The following is a 20,644-nucleotide window of genomic DNA, read 5'->3' as shown; positions in this document are numbered from 1 at the left end:
AGTACTCCTTTCAGTTCTTCAGTGGGTCAGTGCTGTTCGAAAAGGGTTCCGTGACCGGGGAATCGGTCGGTGATGCCGAGCGTGCGCAATGCATGCCAGTAGAGGACCGCATTGTTGGACAGGACCGGCTTGCCGAGGAACGCTTCGGCGGATGCCGCGAAGCGGGCCATCGCCACGTTCGTGCCGACCTGCACGATCGCCTGCACGTCGGCGGAGTCGACAGCTGCGACCGCCGTGCGCAGACGGTCGGGTCCGATGTGGGAGATCGCGGCAGGTGTGCTCGCGCCCAAGCCCTCGATCCCGACCACGTCGAAGCCACTGTCGTCGAAGAATCGGCGAACTGTGTTGTCCCCCAACTTCACATAAGGGGTTATGATCGCGACCCGACGTAGGTCGCCGAGTGCGCCCAGGGCCGCACCGACGGCATCGGCGCTGGTGATCACAGGTCGGCCGCCGGCGTCCTCGCTGAACGCCGAGACCACCTTCGATTGTGCGTCGACACCACTCCAGAAGGCCTCTGGAGAGACTCCGACCGCGACGATATCCGGGTCGGCGGTGATCAATGATTCGATTGCGGGAGTTGCCGACCCGCGGATGTCGTCGAGGACCTGGTCGAATCCCGGGCGTTCGACCATCTCCGAGTTCGCGATGGTCATCCGCGCGATGTGGTTGGTGACGCCGATCGGCCGCAGATCGTCGATCTCGGGTTGTGCGGTGGTGTTGGTGGACGGGACGAGGAACCCGACCTTGGCGCGATATCCCTGACTGTCGGCCATCGCGTCACTCCGGCCGTTCGGCGAGATAGGTTGCGGCGAAGTCGTACTGGCCGTGGCCCTGTTCCTGCGCGGCGCGGTAGCGACTGAGTGCGCCAGCGGTGACCGGCAACCAGACGTCGGCGTCGGCGGCTGCAGCGGCGATCAGCTCGGCGTCCTTGACCGCGTTGTCGATGGTGAAGTTCGGCGCGAAGTCCTTGTCGAGGATCGCCCCGGTCTTGATTGCCCCGAAGGCCGACTCGAGCGGTCCGCCACCGACCACCCTCGTGAACAGTTGCGGATCGAGGCCGAGCGCCTCGGCGAAGCGCAGCGACTCGGCAATGCCGTTGGTGGTGGCCGAGATCAGGGTGTTGACCACCAGCTTCAGCTTGCTGGCGTCACCGACCGCATCGGAGACCCAGATGGTCGTCTTGCCGATGGCGTCGAAGATCGGATCGACCGTGGAGCGCACATCCTCCGCGCCTGAGGCGAGGATGACCAGCTGCGCGTTCTCGGCCGGCCCCTTGGTCCCCTGGATCGGGGCGTCGACCAGCTTCAGCGATCGCGCCGTTGCGGCATCGGCGATCTGCGCGATCCCATCGACGCCGACGGTGCTCACCTGAATCAGCACCGAGCCTGCGGCGAGGGCGTCACCCGCCTGGTCGAGGACCTCGAGCACGGCAGGTGCGTCCTTGAGGACGGTCAGGACGATGTCAGCGTCGGCAACCGCCTCGGCCGGCGTGCCTGCGACGCGGATGTCGTCGTCGGCCAGTCCCTTCGCCCGGCTGTCGGTGCGGTTCCATGCCGTGACAGCGAAGCCGGCCCGCCGCAGGTTCCGCGCGATCGGCGCTCCGATGGTCCCGGTCCCCAGAACCGCGATGGTCGGTGCAGTGGTGGTGCCTGTGGTCATGTCGTGTGCCTCTCGTTCGAATTGGAATGACCGGTACAGATAGTCCTCATGCAGACCCCGCTGGCCGTCGGGTAACGGTGACGGCGCGGGGAGTCGAGGTCAGCCCAGTGGGGCCAGACAGGTGTCGGTGGCGGAGGTGAGCCACTCGGCCCGTTGGTCGGGTGCGATGCCCTTGGCCACGACCCGCAGGCCCTGGATCAGGGTCACGATGAGCCGCGCGGTCGCCACGGCGTCCACCGACTGGTCGAGGTGCCCTAGCGACTGAGCGCGTCGGAGGGCGGTGCGGATGGTGCGGGCGAGGGTCTCGAGGTTGAACGAGGTCAACGCCGTGACCTGCCCGTCCCGACCGCCGAACTCCAGTGCGGCGTTGGCGACCATGCAGCCTTGACCCCCCTGGGTGCCGAGCTCGTCGTCGATGACCGATCGGACGAAGTCGCGCACCGTGGCGAGCGGCTCGATCGAGGCCTCGATCAGTGCGTAATCCTCGGTGCAGCGCGCGTGGTACCGACGGAGCGCGGCCAGGTAGAGCTCTCGCTTGCCGGTGAAGGTGTTGTACAGGCTGCTCTTCTGCAGTCCCATCGCCTCGGTCAGATCGTGCACCGACGTGTCGGCGTAACCCTTCTCCCAGAACACACCCATCGCGATGTCGAGGGCGCGGTCACGGTCGAAACTCACTGTCCGCACGGCTGCTTCCAATCTGTACCAGTCGGTCCGATTACAGCGAGGACGCTAACTGGGACGGATGACCGGGAACACCAAAAGAACCATCGTGAATCTGGGAGGCGGCTCCGCAAGCACGTTTGCTGCCGGACTGGTCCGGTGTGTCCGATTCCGCGAGGGACTATGTGATGGGAGACACGTCGAGGCTCTTCGCGCAGGGGCGCTCTCGGGGCTCTCCAGTCGTCTGCGCGCGGTTCTACCGTCTGCGAGCAGAGCTTTGTTCGCACACGGTAGAAGTGTTCGCAGATGGTTCAGGACTGGCCGCTCGCGCGACGCCGATCAGTGCCCACAACGTGGGCCGGGCGCCGGTCCTGCGCCTAAGTGAGCTCTGCGCGAAGGAGTTCGGCGCCATCGGCAAGGGCGACCATCTTGTCTCGGGCGACGCGCCGCGAGAGCGGGGCCATCCCACAGTTGGCACTCGCGTAGAGCTTGTCCGCGTCGACGAAGGGCAGGGCGCTGCGCAGCGTCGTGGCCACTTCCTCGGGCGTCTCGATCGTGTCGCTCGCCACGTCGATCGCTCCCAGCATGACTTTCTTGCCTCGGAGCAGTTCGATCACTTCGACAGGGACCCGCGAATTGTGGCTCTCCAGTGACACGATGTCGATCGATGACTGCTGCAGCAGTGGGAACGACTGTTCGTACTGGCGCCACTCGGCGCCCAGCGTCGCCTTCCAATCGGTGTTGGCCTTGATGCCGTAGCCGTAACAGATGTGAACGGCGGTCTCGCAGTTCAGCCCTTCGGTGGCACGCTCGAGCGCAGCGACTCCCCAGTCCTTGAGCTCGTCGAAGAACACGTTGAACGCGGGCTCGTCGATCTGGATGATGTCGACGCCGGCCGCCTGCAGGTCCCTGGCTTCTTGGTTCAGAATCGTCGCGAACTCCCACGCGAGCTGCTCGCGACTCCGGTAGTGGTCGTCGAAGAGCGTGTCGATCATCGTCATCGGGCCGGGGAGAGCCCACTTGATCGGCTGATCTGTCTCGGCGCGCAAACGTTTCGCATCCGCTGCGAACACCGACTCCTCGCGGCTCACCGCTCCGACAACGGTCGGGACACTCGCGTCGTAGCGGTCACGAATTCGCACGGTCTCGCGACGGTCGAAGTCGACGCCGCCGAGGTGCTCGATGAACGTGGTCACGAAGTGCTGACGCGTCTGCTCACCGTCGCTGATGATGTCGAGCCCCGCACGACTCTGATCGTGTGCCGCGAGTGTTTGGGCGTCGAGTTTGCCTTGCCGCAGTTCATCTCCGTGCAACTTCCACGGCGACCAGAGCTTCTCCGGCTCCGAGAGCCACGAGGGCTTGGGCAGGCTGCCGACGATCGCGGCGGGGAGGAGTGTGTTCATCTCGGGTACCTCGGGTCTCGTGTGGTCAGGCCGATTGCTTTGTCGCCCACTGCTCCAGGACATCGCCGTACGGCTTCATGAGACTCATCTCGGTGAACTTTCCCTGGGTGGTCGCAAGCTGAGTGCGCTCGACACGGTCGTAGGTCACCTGCGGGAGTGAGTAGTTCTCGTAGCCGAGACTCGGCCGGTACACCTGTGCCGCGGCCGTGTTCGCGTTGTAGATCTCTGGACGGTAGATCTTCTGGAACGTCTCCATCGTCGCCACGGTCCCCGCGAGCGCGATGAACGAATAATCGTTGAGCAGGTCGCCGTGGTGGTAGAAGGCCAGCGGAGCGACCGAACCCGGAGGCATGAAGTACCGGACTGTGAGGCCCATCTTCCCGAAGTACTGATCGGTGAGCGACAGCGCATCCGCGGCATACTCCGCCCCGAGGATCGGGTGATGGTTCGTGAGCCGGGTGTAGGTCCGCGACGTCGAGACGCTGATGCAGATGACCGGAGGCTGGGAGAACCGTTCCCGATACTCATCCGATTCGAGGAAGCGCTGAAAGACCTGTCCGTGCAGATCGCCGAAGTCGCTGGGGACACCCGTCGCCTGGTACCCGGGGAGCCGAACACTGAAGTCGTAGTCGCGAATGTACGAGGAGAAGTTGTTCCCGACGATGCCCTCCGTACGGGCGCCCGTGGCGGTCTCGACAACGTCTACGTCGAGCACCTCGATCACCGGAAACGCTGCTTCGTCCCCAGTCGACGCACGATGGAGATCCACCGAGACGATGTCGAGTTCGAGTTCGTAACGGTCACCGCGCGGATTGTCCCAGTGGAGCAGTTGGTTGACCCGGGTGTTCATCATCGTCACCGCGTTGCGCAGGTTCTGCTGACGGTCCTCGCCGCGTGCGAGATTCGCGAAGTTCGTCGTTCCCCGCGAGTTGCTCGACGGAGTGTAGTCCTCGTCGAAGCGCGTCGTGCCGATGCTGAAGACCCATTCGTTCGTCATGCTGACCTGATGCCCCAATCACTGAGCAGAGTGAATCGGCGACCGATCTCCGCACGATTCACCGGCTGAGTTTGCGTTTGCGGTGCGCTTCGATCCGAAGTTCGCGACGGTCGAAAGCCGTTGGCTCACGCCGCGACTCCCGGGGAGCTCGTAGCCCGGAAGCGGCATTGCCGTCAGTGTATGGAGACCTACCGCGATAGCCTAATTACCGCTGGTGATGGCTAGACATAGGCATTGGCTATGTCAGAAGATCGACCCCAAATCCCGAGACGACGTCGCGCATCTCCGACACGAACCGTTGAGCCTGGGCGGTCAACGAGACCGAGGCGTGCCCGATCCAACCGATCTCGATGCGCTCGTCCACGTCGAGCGGAACGGCGACGATCGACGGATCCAGATCGTCGGAGATGATGCCGGTGGAGATGGTGTAACCGCCGAGACCGATCATCAGGTTGAAGATGGTCGCTCGATCACTCACGCGGATCTCTTGCTTCGACGATCGCGTCGAGAGGATCTCTTCGGCGAGGTAGAACGAGTTGTTCACCCCCTGGTCGAACGTGAGCTTGGGCACGTCCTCGAGGTCCTTCAGCGTCACACGCGGCTGCCCTGCGAGAGGGTTCGTGCGAGCGATGAAGATGTGCGGTGACGCGAAGAACAGCGGCGTGAACACCAGCCCCGCTTCGCGGATCAGCTTGTTGATCACGCTTGCGTTGAACTCGTTGCGATAGAGCACACCGACTTCGCTGCGCAGCGTACGAACGTCCTCGATGATGTCCCACGTTCGGGTCTCGCGAAGACTGAACGCGTACTCAGCGGCTTCAGAGGCTTTCACCATGCGGGCGAAGGCATCGACGACGAACGAGTAGTGCTGGGTCGATACGGCCAAGAGCCGGCGTGAAGGGCCGCGCCCGAGATACCGCTGTTCCAGAAGTTCCGACTGCTCGACCACCTGGCGCGCATAGCCCAGGAACTCCGCACCGTCGTCGGTGAGGGTCACCCCCCGATTCGAGCGGATGAACAGCGCACGTCCCAGCCGACTCTCGAGATCCTTCAGCGCCGCGGACATGGTCGGTTGAGCCACGTAGAGCACGTCTGCCGCAGCACTGATCGATCCCTCCGCTGCCACTTCCACGAAGTAGCGCAGCTGCTGCAGGGTGATCCCGCGCAGCGCTCCCGCGGCGTGACGTGCCATGGCAAGAGACTATCGAGGCTCCTGGACTCGCGGCAGTCCGTGGGTGCCCGACACTCAGTTCAATGGATCTCGCAGGTGCAGGTGTGTTCTCCGGACGGCCCGGCGCCGCGCCTGCGCGCATTCCTACCGTCTGCGGGCAGAGCTTTGTTCGCAGGCGGTAGGGATGTTCGCAGACATGGCTGTTCGCTCCCGAAACCACCGTTCGCTCCTGATGTTTCGGGAGCGAACGGTGGGTACGGAGCGTAGACGGTCTCACTGACGCCGAAGCGCTCAGACGACGAAGCACAGACTGCCCGTGTTGATCCCGCGGCCGACGGTCACGGTCTGACTGAACCTCGTCGGCCCGTCGACCGGGTTGATCTGCCGCGCCTTGACGAACTTGCCCGGCCCGGGATCGGTCGGCGTCCACTGGATGGTCGCGACACCGTTGCTGGAGACGCTGGTACCGATCTGCACATCGTTCTGATCCCGGAACCGGACCGTCTTGCCGGTGGGCGCAGTGGCCCGGACCTCGTATTGGCAACTGGTGCCGACCATTCCGGTCGGACCGGGCGTGATGGTGACGGTGCCGACCGCCGCGTTCGACGGTGCGGCGACGACCAACGTCGCCGCGGCAGCTCCGAGTACCGCGCTCGCGGCTCCCAGCGTTCTGATCCCGCGGCGCCCCCGAGTGATGCTGGACATGATGACTCCTCTGGTGGTGATGACCGTGCGGTGGGCCCGCACCTCACTCAGAGTCGTCGACCGGCCGCCTGAACGAACGAGTGGCGGCACACGCGGATTTCGATCGGGTGACTACTCGGATGGTCGAGGAGTACGTGGGTCGGGGCGGGAGGGGTGCATGCGGCATCCGTCGATGCGTCCGACCGCGACATCATCGCAGCATGGAGAGATGGTGAATCGCAGCGGGATTCGCGCCCGCGCCCATCACCCCCGCGCCATGTCCACGAAGCGGGACAGGTGCAGCTGGTGGGCCACGGTGATGGTGGCGGTGGGGCCGTTGCGGTGCTTGCCGAGGATGATGTCGGCCTCGCCGGCGCGGGGATCGTCGCGCTCGAAGGCGTCGGGACGGTGGAGGAGGATCACCATGTCGGCGTCCTGCTCGAGTGAGCCGGACTCACGGAGATCGGAGACCTGGGGGCGTTTGTCGGTGCGCTGCTCGGGACCACGATTCAGCTGCGAGATCGCGACCACCGGGACCTCGAGCTCCTTGGCGAGGAGCTTGAGCTGACGAGAGAACTCCGAGACCTCCTGCTGACGGGATTCGACCTTCTTGCCCGACGTCATCAGCTGCAGGTAGTCCACGACAACGAGTTTGAGGTCGTTGCGCTGTTTCAGGCGACGAGCTTTCGCGCGGATCTCCATCATCGTGAGGTTCGGTGAGTCGTCGATGTAGAGCGGCGCCTCCGAGATCTCGCCCATGCGGCGGGCGAGTCGGGTCCAGTCGTCGTCGCTCATCGTGCCGGAACGCATGTCGCCGAGCTTGATCTTCGCCTCCGCCGACAGCAGACGCATCACGATCTCGGTCTTGCTCATCTCCAACGAGAACATCGCGCTGGCCAGGTGGTGTCCCACCGAGCACGAGCGCAGGAAGTCCATCGCGAGCGTCGAGTTGTGGGTCGGCACCATCGCCTCGCCGGCGAGGTACAGGTGCTCGGCGTTGTCGACCTGGACGCAGCGCACCGGCACCGGGTCGATCGGTCGGATCGCGGTCACCCGGCGTACACCCGCGGGACGTCGGAGTTCCTTGTGCCGCACCGCCTTGTGGTGCACGGTGAAGACGTCGTCGTCGGCATCGACGCGCAGCCAGCCGGTGGTGGATCGCTTGTAGGAGTAGCCCAGTCCGGCGACGAGATCAGCCACCACACCGGTCATGTGGCGGGTCGCTGCCGGAACCGTGATCCAGCCGTCGTCATCGACGGTCGCCCGCGCGTCGAGCAGGCCCGCGAGCAGCGCGCGACGCTGCGCGACGGAACCGCGCAGGTACTCGTAGGGGATGCGGCCACCGAGGTCGGCCATCAGCGTCATCACGTCGACCGGCCCCTCGGCGTCGATACGCATCGCGATCTCGGGATCGTCGAAGGCCATGCCCGCCAGCGCCGCGACCGTGTACGGGCCGTACGCGAATCGCCTGCGCGGCAACTCGAGTGGCTTGGTGTTGCGGATGATGGCGCAGCCGACATGTGCCCGCATACCCGAGGTGGTGATCACCTGGCGTTTGTTGTCGATGTCGGCGACCCACTGGTGCTCTTCGTCGGCGACCAGGACGGTGCCGTCGTTGAACTCGACCTCGAAGCAGGGGCGCTCGGTCATGACGTCGGTGGTGGCGACCACGCGCGTCGGGCGGCCGTTGGCGTCGATGAGCCGATCGCCGACGCCGACCTTGCCCATGGTGGTCCAGCCGGTCGGGGTGGGCAGCGGGGTGTCGAGAGCCAGCGCCTTGCCGACACCTGGTCGGGCGGCGACGATGATCATCTGACCGGGATGCAGGCCGTTGGTGATCTTGTCGAGGTCGGCGAAGCCGGTCGGCACGCCGAGGGAGATCCCGCCCCGGGACGCGATGGAGTCGATCTCGTCCATCGTCGGCTGGAGCAACTCCTCCAGCGGCACATAGTCTTCGGCCGTGCGTCGCTCGGTGACCTCGTAGACCTCGGCCTGCGCGCGGTCGACGACCTCGGCGACGTCCTGCCCCTCGCCACCGGCATAACCGAACTGCACGATGCGCGTACCGGCCTCGACCAGTCGGCGCAGGATGGCCTTCTCGGCGACGATGTCGGCGTAGTAGCCGGCGTTGGCGGCGGTGGGCACCGTGGAGATCAGCGTGTGCAGGTACGGGGCACCGCCGACCCGGCGCAGCTCGCCTGCGCGCTCGAGTTCGGCCGCGACGGTGACCGCATCCGCGGGCTCACCCTTGCCGTAGAGCTCCAGGACCGCGTCGTAGACGGCCTGATGGGCGGGTCGATAGAAGTCGTTGGACCGCAGCTTCTCGACGACGTCGGCGATCGCGTCCTTGGACAGCATCATTCCGCCGAGAACTGACTGCTCGGCGACCATGTCCTGGGGCGGCTGCCGACCGAAGTCCTCGGTCGGGATCTCGTCCCGCGCCGCGTCATGCCCGCGGTCGTCGACAACTGCCACGCCAGTCAAACCTCTCGCAACGATCGGGCCGCTCGTCGTCGAACACCCCGACTCCGTGACGTCCTCGGAGCGGGGCGCACGCGGGACGTCGGTGTCATCGCTCCGTGGTACCGGAGAACTCCGACACTCATCGGCGCGAGGCGCGTGAGCGTGGGTCCCGATCGGCTCCAGGAAGCACTGAGGGCAGACGATAAGGCCCCTTCGCGCCCCACCTCAAACCGAACTGTGAGCAAACCTGGGGACCAACTGTGGACGAAGTGTGGAGCGCGCAGGACGCGTTGTGCAGGGGCTGGGGACAAACTGGGGAATTATTCTGTGAGCAATGCAAACTCTGCAGGTCAGAGGCTTGGTTCGTTTTCCACAGCATGACTTTTTAGGGTCGTCGGCGTGTCTCTCCGAGAGCGCCGTTCGGCGTGTTGCGGTGCCCTGACAACTGCCTGAGTCGGAAGCCGAGATGAACATCGAGTGTGATCTGGGTTACAACCTGCATTTTTCCGCGACCGACCTCGGTTCGCGCGGACTTCTCTCGCAGATCGCTCCACAGCTTTACACACCTGTGGTGCAATACCGACTGTGAGCAAGGTGGGTGGGGTCCGGCGTGTCGCGGTCGTGATCATGGCGGCAGCAGTCGTCGCGGTGACGCCTCAGTTCGCCATGTCCGCGGCGCCGGCATCGGCCGCCCCGCCGCTGACGATGCCGGTCGAGTTCGACCTCGCCCGCTATCAGCCCGTCAACCCCGAGCGCTACCGGGCACTGGCCTACGCCGACAACGGCCGCGGGTACTTCACCGCGGGTCGATGGACGTGCCAGTTCGGCCCCACCTATCGCTACGTCGGGTGCAGGGGCAAGCCTGCGACGGCGCCTCCCGGCACCCTGGGCGTCGCGATCTCGGGCGATCAACAGGGCCCGTGGTGGGTCATCAACCGGCCGGACAACCGTCCGACGTACCGGTTCGCCATCCCGAGCGGGTTCCGTCCGCCTCAGCTGGCCGTGGGGAAGCGCATCACCTTCGGCGGCACCACGTGCACGGCACCGCGTCCCGACGTCGTGGCCTGCCGTACGGGAGGCCGCGCGCTGATCCTCACGCCGTCCTGGCACAAGTTCTTCTTCCCCGCCCGCGACACCGCGCACAGCGCCAATCCGCCCGCGCGGTTCCTGCCGCCGCGGCTGCAGTACTGGAATCAGCTGCCGGCCACGCCGCCGATTCCGCGCTGACGCCGACCACCGCCCGGCTCGAACCGTCGCACCGCCGTTCTTCCGCGCCTTCTTCTTCCGCGCCCTGCAGTCGGCGGAGGAAGCAGTTCGGGGCGGAAGAATGCGAGGGACGGGGACCCGACCCCGGACACGACGACGCCGGCCGCCCCATTCCTGGGACGGCCGGCGTCGTGTGTGTTCGAGCGGGCTCAGCCGGCGACGACGGCCAGCTGGACGGTCGCGGAGACCTGCGGGTGCAGGTTCACGATCACCGGGTAGCTACCGGTCGACTTGATGTGCCCCTTGGGCAGCTCGACGGTGCGCTTGTCGACAGTCGGGCCGCCTGCGGTCTTGATCGCACCGGCGACATCCGACGCGGTGACCGAGCCGAAGAGCTTGCCCGAGTCGTGGGTCTTGACACCCAGCGAGACCTCGGCGAGGCCCTCGAGGGCCTGCTTCAGCTCGTTGGCGTGATCGAGTCCGCGGACCTCGCGAGCCTCCTGCGAGCGGCGGATGCCCTCGACCTGCTTCTGTGCACCGCGGGTGGCCTTGATGGCCAGGCCGCGAGGCAGCAGGAAGTTGCGTCCGTAACCGTCCTTGACCTCGACGGTGTCGCCTGCCTCGCCGAGGTTCTCCACGGCGGCGGTGAGGATGAGCTTCATGTTCTTGTCCCCTCCCGCTTATCGGCTGGTCGACGTGAAGGGCAGGAGTGCCACCTCACGCGAGTTCTTGACGGCCACGGCGACGTCGCGCTGGTGCTGCACGCAGTTGCCGGTCACGCGACGCGAGCGGATCTTGCCGCGGTCGGACAGGTAACGACGCAGGAGCGCGGTGTCCTTGTAGTCGATGTCGGTCTTCTTGTCCTTGCAGAAGCTGCACGCCTTGGTCTTGGTGACCTTCTCGACGCGTGGCTTCCGGCCACCTTTTGCTTTTGGCATGTGTTACTCCAGTCAATGCGGTCGGGTGGCGCCTCGATGAATCGAGGTGCACCCGGCGAAATCTAGAAGGGGGGTTCGTCGTCGCCGCCACCGAAGGACCCGCTACTCGCCGGGGCGCTGCCCCACGGATCATCGGCGACCTGCTGGTTCGATCCGCCGCCGCGGCTACCGCCGCCGGAGGAACCGAACCCGCCGCCACCACCACCGCCGCGCGAGGCCTTGTTGACCTTGGCGGTGGCGTAGCGCAACGACGGACCGATCTCGTCGACCTCGAGTTCCACCACGGTGCGCTTCTCACCCTCGCGGGTTTCGAAGGAGCGCTGCTTGAGGCGGCCCTGCACGATGACGCGCGATCCCTTGGTCAGACTCTCGGTCACGTTCTCCGCAGCGTCACGCCAGATGTTGCAGCGGAGGAACAGCGCTTCGCCGTCCTTCCACTCGTTGGTCTGGCGATCGAACGTGCGGGGTGTGGACGCCACCGTGAAGTTGGCAACCGCAGCGCCGGACGGCGTGAACCGTAGTTCCGGGTCGGCGGTCAGGTTGCCGATGACGGTGATGACCGTGTCGCCTGCCATGGGAATCCCCTCGGATCGTGGTTGGGCACTCGCTGATCGACGTGCACCGGGTGTGTTGTGGTCTGGTGACCTCAACCCTATGGCCCGGTACCGACGCGTTCAGTGGATCGGCCGAAAGGTCTTCTCGACTACTTCCGGAGGACCTTGGTGCGCAGCACGGACTCGTTCAGCTTCAGCTGACGATCGAGCTCGGTCACCGTCTTGGGTTCGGCGTTGAGATCGATGACTGCGTAGATCCCCTCGGTGTGCTTGAGGATCTCGTAGGCGAGACGGCGCTTGCCCCAGATGTCGACACCGTCAACCTTGCCGCCATCGTTGCGGACAACGTTGAGGAAAGTATCCAGTGAGGGTGCGACGGTGCGCTCGTCCAGGCTCGGATCGAGGATGACCATCAATTCGTAGTGACGCATAAGACCACATCACCTCCTATGGGCTAATCGGCCACGGACTGTCCGTGACAGGAGGGTCGCCTGCGTCGGCAACCCCTCCAAGATACACGACGCACCCGTGACCAGCGAAATCGTTCTCCACCGACGTACTCGGTGGCCGTCCGCGGACACCAACCGCCTACCCTGATGCCCATGTCTGCCCCGCGTGCCTCCGTGCCAGCGTCGCGGACGGGCTCCCCGACGGATGGTCCGGCCGCCGCCGGTTCGCTCTCCTCGCGGGTGGGCTCGCTGCTGTCGGGTCGCGGGAACATCGCGCTCGTCCTCATCGTCTCGCTGCTCCTCACCAGCATCGCGCTGCTGTGGAGCTACCACGCCAAGATCAAATGCGGCGGCGAGCCATTCTTCCCCGACGGTAGGAGCAAACACTGGCCGGTCGGCGATCCCGACGCCGCGATCCCCTGCTACTCGGACCTGATGTACCTCTGGATCGGTCGGGACATCAACAACCACGTCTTCCCGTTCATCCACGGCGGCATCAACGCCGACGGGACGCTGTTCGGCGGCGTTGTCGAGTACCCGGTGCTGTCCGGCGTACTGATGTACCTCGGCGCGATCGGCGCACACACCGACACCGAATTCTTCCAGCACTCCGTGCTCGTGCTCATCCCGTTCGCCATCGCGATCACGATCATGCTCGCCCTGCTCACCCGCTGGTGGGTGCTGCTGTGGGCGGCCACTCCGCCGCTGGTGCTCTACGCCTTCCACAACTGGGAGCTGCCGGTGGTGTTCACCGCCGTGGCGGCCGTGGCGGTGATGGCGTTCGGCGGGTCCCGTCGTGCCGACGGTGAGCGTCGGCTCTCGTTGCGCACCAGCGCGATACTCGCGGCGATCCTGCTGGCCGTCGGATTCTGTCTGAAGCTCTATCCGGGATTCTTCGTGCTCCCACTCGCGGTCTACGTGCTGACCCGCGGCCACGACGGGGCAGCTGCGGTGGCCCGTCGCGGCCTGGACTGGGTCGGCGCGATCTGGGTGGCCGGTGCCGCGACCATCAGCGTGATCGCCATCCAGGCGCCGTTCATGATCCTGGGCTTCGAGGGGTGGAAGGCCGCACTCAGCTTCCAGGGGAAGCGTCAGGCCGAGGTCGACACGAACTCGATCTGGTACTGGGGACTGCGCCATCTGACCGGTGGTGAGACCGACACCTACCACTCGCTGGTGGGGGTGCTCTCGCCCGCGCTGATCCTGCTGGCTTTCGTCGCATCGGTCTTCCTGGGCTGGAAGGTGTTCCAGCGCACCGGAACCTACCCGTGGATCGGCGTCTGCGGGTCGATGCTGGCCGGCTTCATGCTGTTCCACAAGGTGCACTCACCGCAGTACACGTTGTGGATCCTCCCGCTGTTCGTGCTGCTCCAGGTGCGCTGGCCCATCATCCTCGGTTACCTCCTCGCCGATCTGGCGTTGGACCTCACCATCTTCCGGCTGTTCGGCATCTACACGTCGGGCTCACCGATGCAGTGGTGGGTGATCGGCGGCGTGAACTTCGGCGTCTGGGTCCATGCGGTCCTGTTGGCGATCCTGCTGGTCGCCTTCGCCCGTGCGCCACTGCGTGAACCGTTGCGGTCCCTGATGGCCGGCACCAACCGGGACACCTCGGCGAGCGTCCCGGCCGACGACACCGACCCGGATCCACTCGACCCCACCGACGATCGCGAGGAGAGCAGCGTCCGATGAGCGAATGGCTCGGTACACCGACGCTGACCGCGGGGCGGATCACCCTGCGCCCGTTCACCGCCGACGACACGGCCGACCTCGCACACGTGGTCGGCGAGCCCGACCGGTTCCGGTGGTCGCCTGGCGTCCCGACCGACCACGCGACCAGCCATCACTTCATCGCGACGGCGCGGGCCGACCCCGAGTCACGTGTGGCCTTCGCCGTGCTCGACGGCGAGCAGCTGGTCGGGAGCACCAGCTTCTACGACATCGACCCATCGAATCTGTCGGTCGCGATCGGCTACACCTTCTACACCGAGAGCGCGCAGGGCACCATCGTCAACCCGGTGTCGAAACTCTTGTTGCTGCAGCACGCCTTTGAGACCGCGGGTGCAGTACGCGTGGTGTGGCACACCAACGAGAACAACACGCAGTCACGCGCCGCGATCGCCAAACTCGGCGCCACCTTCGAGGGTCTGCTCCGCAAGCACCGTCGATTCGGCGACGGTTGGCGCACGACGGCTCAGTACGCCATGACCGACGACGACTGGCCGACCGTGAAAGCGGCTCTGCGCGAGCGGATCGCCGCGCTCACGTAGTCCCGCTCACGCAGCCCTCGGTGTCGATGTCCGACACATCCGGCTCGGTGATCGCGGGCTCGGCGACGGTCGGGTCGGGAGCCGGATCGGCGAGGGTGCGGGCGATCACCGAAAGCCGTTCCAGGAACAGCCGTTCGTCCAACTTCTTGCGGCGCATCCACATGGTGACCTCGGAGTTGCACTTGCTGGTGTTGCAGGATCGGCAGGCCGGCACCACGTTGCCCACCGTGTACCGACCGCCGACGGAAATCGGCTGGACGCAGTCGCGTTGGAGCGGCGTGTCGGTCGCTCCGCAGTAGGCGCACCCGCCCCACGCGGAGCGCACACGTTCCCATTGCACGGGGGTGAGGTCGTTGTCGGCGGCCAGCATCCGACGCCGTCGGCGACGATCCGCTCGACCGCGTCGACTTCTGGGGTGCGCCATCCTCAGATCGTAGGGCGCGGATGCCGGGCCTGGCACGACACCACCGGCAAGCCGGCACGACCGCACCACCGGCAGGTCGGCACGACCACACCGCCAGCGGGCCGGCACGGCCTCGGCCGATCCGCCGGATCGGCTCAGAACTCGCCGTGCACCACCACCCGGGTACGGCCGGTGACCGAGCCCTTCAGGATCGAGTGGATCGACTTCGGCAGGGCGGTCACCGCGACGTCGGTGGTCACGGCGTCCAGGTGCCGGGGCTTGAGGTCGCCGCCGAGACGTTCCCACAGTGCACGGCGGGGTGCGATGGGCAGCAAGACGGAGTCGATACCGGCGAGGGTGGCACCGCGCAGGATGAAGGGGTGGACCGTGGTCGGGAGGTCGGCGCCGCCGGCCAGACCCGACGCTGCGACGATGCCGCCGTACTCCACTGTGCTCAGCACGTACGCCAACGTCGTCCCACCCACGCAGTCGATGGCACCCGCCCACCGTGACTTGCCCAGAGCGCGGACCTTCTCGCCTTCCTCGGGCACTCGACCGATCACGTCGGACGCTCCCAGAGTGCGGAGGAGGTCGGTGGCATCAGCCTTGCCGGTCGATGCGATGACCTCGTATCCGGCCGCCGCGAGCAGGTCGACACTCACACTGCCGACGCCGCCACTCGCACCGGTCACCAGGATCGGACCGTCGGACGGGGTGACGCCGTGGGCGACCAGCGCGTCGACACTCAGTGCGGCGGTGAACCCGGCGGTGCCGATGGCCGCGGCCTCCGCGGTGGTCAGACCCGACAGCTTCACGACGGTGTCGGCGGACAGACGCGCGGTGTCGGCGTAGCCACCGTGACGGGCGGTGCCGATGTCGTACCCGTGAGCCACCACGGCATCCCCGACAGCGAAGTCCGGCGACGAACTCGCTCGCACGGTGCCGGCGAGGTCGATGCCGGGGATCAACGGATACGACCGCGCGACACCGCCCTTCGGCGTGACCGCCAACGCGTCCTTGTAGTTGACCCCGGAGTACTCGACGGAGATCTCGACGTCACCCTCCGGCAGGAAACTGTCGTCGACGACCTCGTGGACCAGATCGATGTTGCCCTCGTCGTCCTGATGCGCCACGAGCGCGTTCACGTCACCCATACCCCGACCCTACTGGCCCCGGTCCGCACGTCGAGGGTTCCGTTCGGGAGGCGTCGCCCGACCATCGAACCGCGGTGAACTCAGAGCCGGTCGCCACGGGAGTCGGACGGTGGGATGTCGGCGGATGCATCCCGGGTCGAAGCGGCCACCGACTCCGACGGGTGCGCACCGGTCGTCCATGCGCCGACGTCGGAAACGCCCGGCGGAGGGTTCCGACGTCCCCAGGCACCGAGCTGATCGGGCGCGCCGTCGAACACGCCGCCCCCGGGGTCGTCGAGCCATCGCCCCGCGGCGTCGTAGCGAACTGCGTCGTCCTCGGGGTGCCAGATCTCCCAGATGATCACCGCGCAGACCGTGATCACCATCAGCGCGCGGATGACCACCGCGACGGTGAACCACTGCTCCGGCAACCACTTGCGGTCGGCGTCCAGGTAGAGCGCCATCCGTGGAATCCACACGGCCGCATCGACCACCATCCATGCGAGCAGGAGTCGGGTCCGTGGGATGGCGAGCACGGCCAGCGGCACCAGCCAGAGCGAGTACTGCGGACTCCATACCTTGTTCACCAGCAGGAAGCCTGCGACGAGCAGGAAGGCCAACTGCGCGAGCCGTGGTCGGTACGGCGCGCGCAGGCCGATGAACGCGACACCGATCGCGACCAGCAGGAGCAGGGCCAACGAGACCGCGTTGAGAACATCGACGTTCCACGTGAAACCACCGGCATCGGAGATGATGCGGTAGATGGAGTCGGGGTCCGCGCCGCGATCGGAGTTGTAGCGGAAGAACTCTCGCCATCCCGACGGGTAGGCAATGAGGATGGGCAGGTTCACCACGATCCACGTCGCGGCGGCCGCGGTGAGAGCGGCGACGAACTCGCGGACCTTACCGGTGCGCAGACAGAGCACCAGGATCACGCCGAGCAGCAGCACGGGATAAAGCTTGGCCGCAGTACCCAGACCGATGAAGACGCCGGCCAGCCAGGGTCGTCGGCGCGCCCAGGAGAGCATCGCCAGCGCGACGAAGGCGATCGCGATCGCGTCGAAGTTGGTGAAGACGTGCACCACCACCAGTGGCGACAGCGCGGCGAGCCAGGTGGACCACAGCCGTGTTCGGGCGGTACGGCCGGTGGCCCAGATGGTGACCAGCCAGAACAGCGCGAGACCGAGTGCCGCCAGGTCGAAGAACAGGACCACGTCGAGCGCGCCGGGAATCCCCCAGCGATCCGACGCATCCGACCACGCGCGGGCGATCTCGGAGACGCCGTACATGTACATCCCGGTGATCACCGGGTACTCCATGTAGCGCTTGATCTGTTTGCCGTCGGGGCCGTCCTCGTACCAGAACGTCTGATACGGGAAGGCGCCACGGTCGAGGTGCTCGGCGCCGAACAGAGCGATGACGTCGGAGTAACAGAGGTCGGTGAACTGGCGCTGGTCGTCCCAGTCCAGTCGCATCTCCGACGACTGACTGGCCGCCGAGTTCGCGTCGGGCGGGGCCTGCTGGAGGCACCCCGCCTTGCCGAACCATCCGAGGGCCAACGCGATCAGGGCCAGCCCGAACAGGACGCGAACAGGCGTCAGGCGCGGACCGCGGCCGACGACCGCGTGACGGCCCACCGGGCCACCGATCAGGCCGGTGGCCTCCCGGACCACACCGTCGGAACGCCCGGGGAGGTACCGATCATCGTCGGTGCGCCGATCGTCGGCGAGCGTCGTGGGCGACTCCCAGCCGTCGTCCGACGACACCGGGATCGCCGTCGGCTCAGCCGAACGACGGGAGCGCAGGGACGTCTCCGTCGCCGCCACCCGTGTCGCCCGAGTCGCCGCCTGTACCACCGTTGCCGGTGCCGCCGCCGTTTCCGCCACCGTTTCCGGTGCCGCCGCCACCGTCACCCGGTGCGGGCTGTTCCGGTCGCGCCGCACCCGGGATCGGGATCGTCACGCCCGGCGCGAGCGTCAGGTTGCCGTCTCCACGCGGGATCTCGGGGAGCGGGTTGTCGTTGGTCCGCGACCGACGCGGTGCGTTGGTGGTCGCCGGCGGCTCATACGGCACACCAGCCTGCCCGCCGACCGCCTCCGGCTCGGCGAACTTCTCGATGTCCTGCCCTTCGAGAGCGCCGTTCATCGCGGCCTGCCAGATGTCGGACGGCAGTCCGCTGCCGTAGACCGATGCACCGCCGTAGTTCTTCAGGGCGGTTCCCTTGTCGGTACCGACCCACACCGCGGTCGAGAGCTGCGGGGTGTAGCCGACCATCCAGGCGTCCTTGTTCTGACCGGTGTCACCGAGCTGCGCGGTGCCGGTCTTGGCAGCCGACGGCCGGGTCCCGAGATTCGGATCGGACAGGCCGTGACCGTTGGAGTACGCGGCGATCGGCTGCAACGCAGAGGTCACGTTGTCGGTGACCTTCTTCGGGAAGACGCGCTGTCCCTGGTTCTGCTGCTTGTCGAAGAGCACCGTGCCGTCCGAGGTCTCGACCTTCTGGACGAAGTACGGCTCGCGATAGATGCCCTCGGCTGCCAACGTGGCGTACGCCGACGCCATGTCGATGACGCGCGACGGGTACTGGCCCAGCACGACGCCACCCTCGGGTGAGCCGTTCTTCTCTTGCAGGGTGGACTCGATGTCGCCGAAACTCTTGGCGACGCCCGCCTTGTGAGCGGCGTCGGCGACTGCCTGCGCCCCACCGTCGAGATCCATCATCAGACGGTAGTAGACGGTGTTGAGCGACATCTTCATCGCAGTCGCGAGGTTGCACGAGCCGCAGCTCTCACCATCGGAGTTGTTCACCGTCAGAGCGCCCTGTGTGTACGGCGACGAGCTGTACACCTTGGACAGCGGGATGTCCTGCTCGAGCGCGGCGACCAGGGCGAAGACCTTGAAGGACGACCCGGTCTGCAGTCCGGCCTGGGCGTAATCCCAGCCCTGACCGTCGTTGCCGCCGAAGTAGCCCTTCACCCCACCGGTACGCGGATCGATGGACACCGCGGCATCGCGGATGTCCTTGGGCTCGCCCTCCAGCTTGCCGTTGGCGGCCTCCACGACCGAGCGCTGCACCTTCGGGTCGATGGTGGTGGTGATCTTCAGGCCTTCGGTGCGCACCTGCTGCTCGGAGATGTTGAGCTTGCCGAGTTCGGCGAGCACCTGACGCTTGATGAGGCCGTTGGTGCCGGGGGTGTCATCCGACAGGGCGTCGGGCACACCCGCCACGCGCGGGTACTTGAGCGACGCGCGGTCGGACGGGGTGAGCGCCCCGATACCGACCATGCCGTCGAGCACGTAGTTCCAGCGCGCCTGCGCGGCCTCGCGGTTGGTGTCGGGGTCGTAGTAGGACGGCGACCGGATCGACGACGCGAGCACGGCCGACTCCGCGGGAGTGAGCTTCTGCACGGGCTTGCGGAAGTACGCCTGCGCGGCGGCCGAGACGCCGTAGGCGCCGCGACCGAAGTAGATGGTGTTGAGGTAGGCGGCCATGATGTCGTCCTTGGACCACTCGTTCGACATCTTGGTGGCGATCGCGAGTTCCTTGAACTTGCGCTGGTACGAGACCTCGTCACCGACCAACGCGTTCTTCACGTACTGCTGGGTGATGGTCGATCCGCCGCCGGCGTCCTCTTTGTTGGTGAGCTTGCCGAGCACCGCACGCGACAGACCACGGATCGAGAAGCCCGCGTTGCTGGCGAACTCACGGTCCTCCGCGGCGATGACCGCGTTCTGCAGCGACTTCGGGATCTCGGTGATCTTCACGTCGGTGCGGTTGCCTGCCGGGGGCACCACGCGCGCGATGACCCCACCGTTGGTGTTGAGGATCGTCGCGACTTGGTTCTGCTTGATGTCACCCGGGGCCGGGACCGATGCCCCGATGTAGGTGAACAGGAACGCCAGGAGACCGATCAGCGCAACGGCGGGAACGATGCCGCCGACGAGGCCGAGCCCCCAGGCGAGCAGCTTGTGCCGCTGCCGCAACTTGGCGTCGGGAGACTCCGCGGATGCGGGCCTGCGTGGGCCGGTGGGCCTACCACCTGCACTCATCGTCCGCCTCCCTGCCGACCCTCGGGTCGGGTCTCCACATCGCTGTTCACAGTACTTCTCCGTTGTTCGGTGCCACTCCACTCTGACGCACGCCCGACGGTCCGGCAAAAATCGGACCGCGGCCGATCCGGGGATCGACGGTGCTCACAGCCGGCGGCGTGGACGACCCGGATGGGTCGGCCGCTACTTGGCCACCCGTCGCGTGCGGGTGGTGCGGGGCGGCACACCCGCAACGTAGGACTGCACCAGATGGTTCCAACTGCAGGTCCGGCACACCTCGACGACGTGGACCGAGAACTCTTCCGCGGTCGATGCGAGGCGAGCGATCTCCTCGGTCGTCCGGGCCGATCCCGACACCTGGCCGAGCTTCTCTCCGAACACCCACGACACCAGCGTCACCTGCTCTTTTCGGCAGATCGGGCAGAGCGTCGGGGTCTGGCGGCCATGGAATTTGGCCGCCCGCAGCAGATACGGACTCGCATCGCAGACATCGGTCACCGCGGTCCGCCCCGAGTGGACGTCGGACAGCCGTGACCTCCGCTGCAGGGCGTAGTCGACGATCTGGCGTTGCACGGTTTTCAGGGTACGTGCTCACCCTGAC

General features: G+C 66.4%; 20 protein-coding genes. 3 read left to right on the top strand and 17 right to left on the bottom strand.

Annotated features, from left to right (window positions below; all coding sequences use genetic code 11):
- Positions 1 to 26: 26 nt before the first annotated feature.
- From GS4_RS03500 to dnaB, 8 genes are all read right to left on the bottom strand, one after another.
- Positions 27 to 776, bottom strand: coding sequence for a maleate cis-trans isomerase family protein (locus GS4_RS03500; RefSeq protein WP_007617552.1), 750 nt, complete (start codon positions 774 to 776; stop codon positions 27 to 29).
- 4 nt (positions 777 to 780) lie between these two features.
- Positions 781 to 1,701, bottom strand: coding sequence for an NAD(P)-dependent oxidoreductase (locus tag GS4_RS03495; RefSeq protein ID WP_281169199.1), 921 nt, complete (start codon positions 1,699 to 1,701; stop codon positions 781 to 783).
- A 60-nt stretch (positions 1,702 to 1,761) separates the two neighbouring features.
- Positions 1,762 to 2,337 carry a TetR/AcrR family transcriptional regulator gene (locus GS4_RS03490; protein WP_051989609.1) on the bottom strand — a complete coding sequence of 192 codons (576 nt, stop codon included), beginning with the start codon at positions 2,335 to 2,337 and terminating at the stop codon, positions 1,762 to 1,764.
- A gap of 362 nt (positions 2,338 to 2,699) precedes the next feature.
- Entirely contained in the window at positions 2,700 to 3,725 is a 1,026-nt protein-coding gene (locus GS4_RS03485) for a methionine synthase (protein WP_007617547.1), read from the bottom strand.
- Positions 3,726 to 3,750: 25 nt separating this feature from the next.
- On the bottom strand, positions 3,751 to 4,722 hold the full coding sequence (locus GS4_RS03480; protein ID WP_007617545.1) for a putative oxygenase MesX: 972 nt from the start codon (positions 4,720 to 4,722) through the stop codon (positions 3,751 to 3,753).
- Positions 4,723 to 4,960: 238 nt separating this feature from the next.
- Positions 4,961 to 5,914 carry a LysR family transcriptional regulator gene (locus GS4_RS03475; RefSeq protein ID WP_007617544.1) on the bottom strand — a complete coding sequence of 318 codons (954 nt, stop codon included), beginning with the start codon at positions 5,912 to 5,914 and terminating at the stop codon, positions 4,961 to 4,963.
- 270 nt (positions 5,915 to 6,184) lie between these two features.
- The gene (locus GS4_RS03470) at positions 6,185 to 6,598 is read right to left on the bottom strand and encodes a hypothetical protein (RefSeq protein ID WP_007617543.1); all 414 of its coding nucleotides are present in this window, start codon (positions 6,596 to 6,598) and stop codon (positions 6,185 to 6,187) included.
- 243 nt (positions 6,599 to 6,841) lie between these two features.
- Positions 6,842 to 9,052 (bottom strand): replicative DNA helicase, encoded by a 2,211-nt coding sequence (gene dnaB, locus GS4_RS03465; protein WP_007617542.1) that lies wholly within the window; start codon positions 9,050 to 9,052, stop codon positions 6,842 to 6,844.
- 615 nt (positions 9,053 to 9,667) lie between these two features.
- On the opposite strand from dnaB, the gene GS4_RS03460 reads away from it, so the two are divergent.
- Positions 9,668 to 10,267 carry a hypothetical protein gene (locus GS4_RS03460; protein WP_007617541.1) on the top strand — a complete coding sequence of 200 codons (600 nt, stop codon included), beginning with the start codon at positions 9,668 to 9,670 and terminating at the stop codon, positions 10,265 to 10,267.
- Positions 10,268 to 10,455: 188 nt separating this feature from the next.
- Here the strand turns inward: GS4_RS03460 and rplI are convergent, their stop codons facing one another.
- The 4 genes from rplI to rpsF form a co-directional block, all read right to left on the bottom strand.
- Positions 10,456 to 10,908, bottom strand: a complete 453-nt coding sequence (gene rplI / locus GS4_RS03455) for a 50S ribosomal protein L9 (RefSeq protein ID WP_007617540.1) — start codon at positions 10,906 to 10,908, stop codon at positions 10,456 to 10,458.
- A gap of 18 nt (positions 10,909 to 10,926) precedes the next feature.
- Positions 10,927 to 11,184 (bottom strand): 30S ribosomal protein S18, encoded by a 258-nt coding sequence (rpsR, locus tag GS4_RS03450; RefSeq protein WP_007617539.1) that lies wholly within the window; start codon positions 11,182 to 11,184, stop codon positions 10,927 to 10,929.
- Positions 11,185 to 11,246: 62 nt separating this feature from the next.
- Positions 11,247 to 11,759: a single-stranded DNA-binding protein gene (locus tag GS4_RS03445; RefSeq protein ID WP_007617538.1), complete on the bottom strand. Its 513-nt coding sequence runs from the start codon at positions 11,757 to 11,759 to the stop codon at positions 11,247 to 11,249.
- 128 nt (positions 11,760 to 11,887) lie between these two features.
- On the bottom strand, positions 11,888 to 12,169 hold the full coding sequence (gene rpsF, locus GS4_RS03440) for a 30S ribosomal protein S6 (protein ID WP_007617536.1): 282 nt from the start codon (positions 12,167 to 12,169) through the stop codon (positions 11,888 to 11,890).
- A gap of 171 nt (positions 12,170 to 12,340) precedes the next feature.
- On the opposite strand from rpsF, the gene GS4_RS03435 reads away from it, so the two are divergent.
- Positions 12,341 to 13,879, top strand: a complete 1,539-nt coding sequence (locus GS4_RS03435; protein WP_157226480.1) for a glycosyltransferase family protein — start codon at positions 12,341 to 12,343, stop codon at positions 13,877 to 13,879.
- Positions 13,876 to 14,457 (top strand): GNAT family N-acetyltransferase, encoded by a 582-nt coding sequence (locus GS4_RS03430; protein WP_007617532.1) that lies wholly within the window; start codon positions 13,876 to 13,878, stop codon positions 14,455 to 14,457. Before GS4_RS03435 ends, GS4_RS03430 begins: the two co-directional genes overlap by 4 nt.
- Here the strand turns inward: GS4_RS03430 and GS4_RS03425 are convergent.
- The 5 genes from GS4_RS03425 to GS4_RS03405 form a co-directional block, all read right to left on the bottom strand.
- The gene (locus GS4_RS03425) at positions 14,450 to 14,881 is read right to left on the bottom strand and encodes an HNH endonuclease (RefSeq protein ID WP_157226479.1); all 432 of its coding nucleotides are present in this window, start codon (positions 14,879 to 14,881) and stop codon (positions 14,450 to 14,452) included. The genes GS4_RS03430 and GS4_RS03425 overlap by 8 nt on opposite strands.
- 134 nt (positions 14,882 to 15,015) lie before the next feature.
- Positions 15,016 to 16,014 carry an MDR family oxidoreductase gene (locus tag GS4_RS03420; protein WP_007617529.1) on the bottom strand — a complete coding sequence of 333 codons (999 nt, stop codon included), beginning with the start codon at positions 16,012 to 16,014 and terminating at the stop codon, positions 15,016 to 15,018.
- Positions 16,015 to 16,094: 80 nt separating this feature from the next.
- Positions 16,095 to 17,759 (bottom strand): glycosyltransferase family 87 protein, encoded by a 1,665-nt coding sequence (locus GS4_RS03415; protein ID WP_007617528.1) that lies wholly within the window; start codon positions 17,757 to 17,759, stop codon positions 16,095 to 16,097.
- A 16-nt stretch (positions 17,760 to 17,775) separates the two neighbouring features.
- Positions 17,776 to 20,043 (bottom strand): transglycosylase domain-containing protein, encoded by a 2,268-nt coding sequence (locus tag GS4_RS03410; protein ID WP_007617527.1) that lies wholly within the window; start codon positions 20,041 to 20,043, stop codon positions 17,776 to 17,778.
- Positions 20,044 to 20,226: 183 nt separating this feature from the next.
- A complete protein-coding gene (locus GS4_RS03405) occupies positions 20,227 to 20,616 on the bottom strand; it encodes a DUF5318 family protein (protein ID WP_007617526.1) in 390 nt (129 codons plus the stop codon).
- Between the last annotated feature and the right edge of the window lie 28 nt (positions 20,617 to 20,644).

It is taken from the genome of Gordonia soli NBRC 108243 (genome assembly GCF_000334455.1).
In the GTDB taxonomy this organism is placed as follows: domain Bacteria; phylum Actinomycetota; class Actinomycetes; order Mycobacteriales; family Mycobacteriaceae; genus Gordonia; species Gordonia soli.
This window is presented reverse-complemented; position numbering and strand designations above follow the sequence as displayed.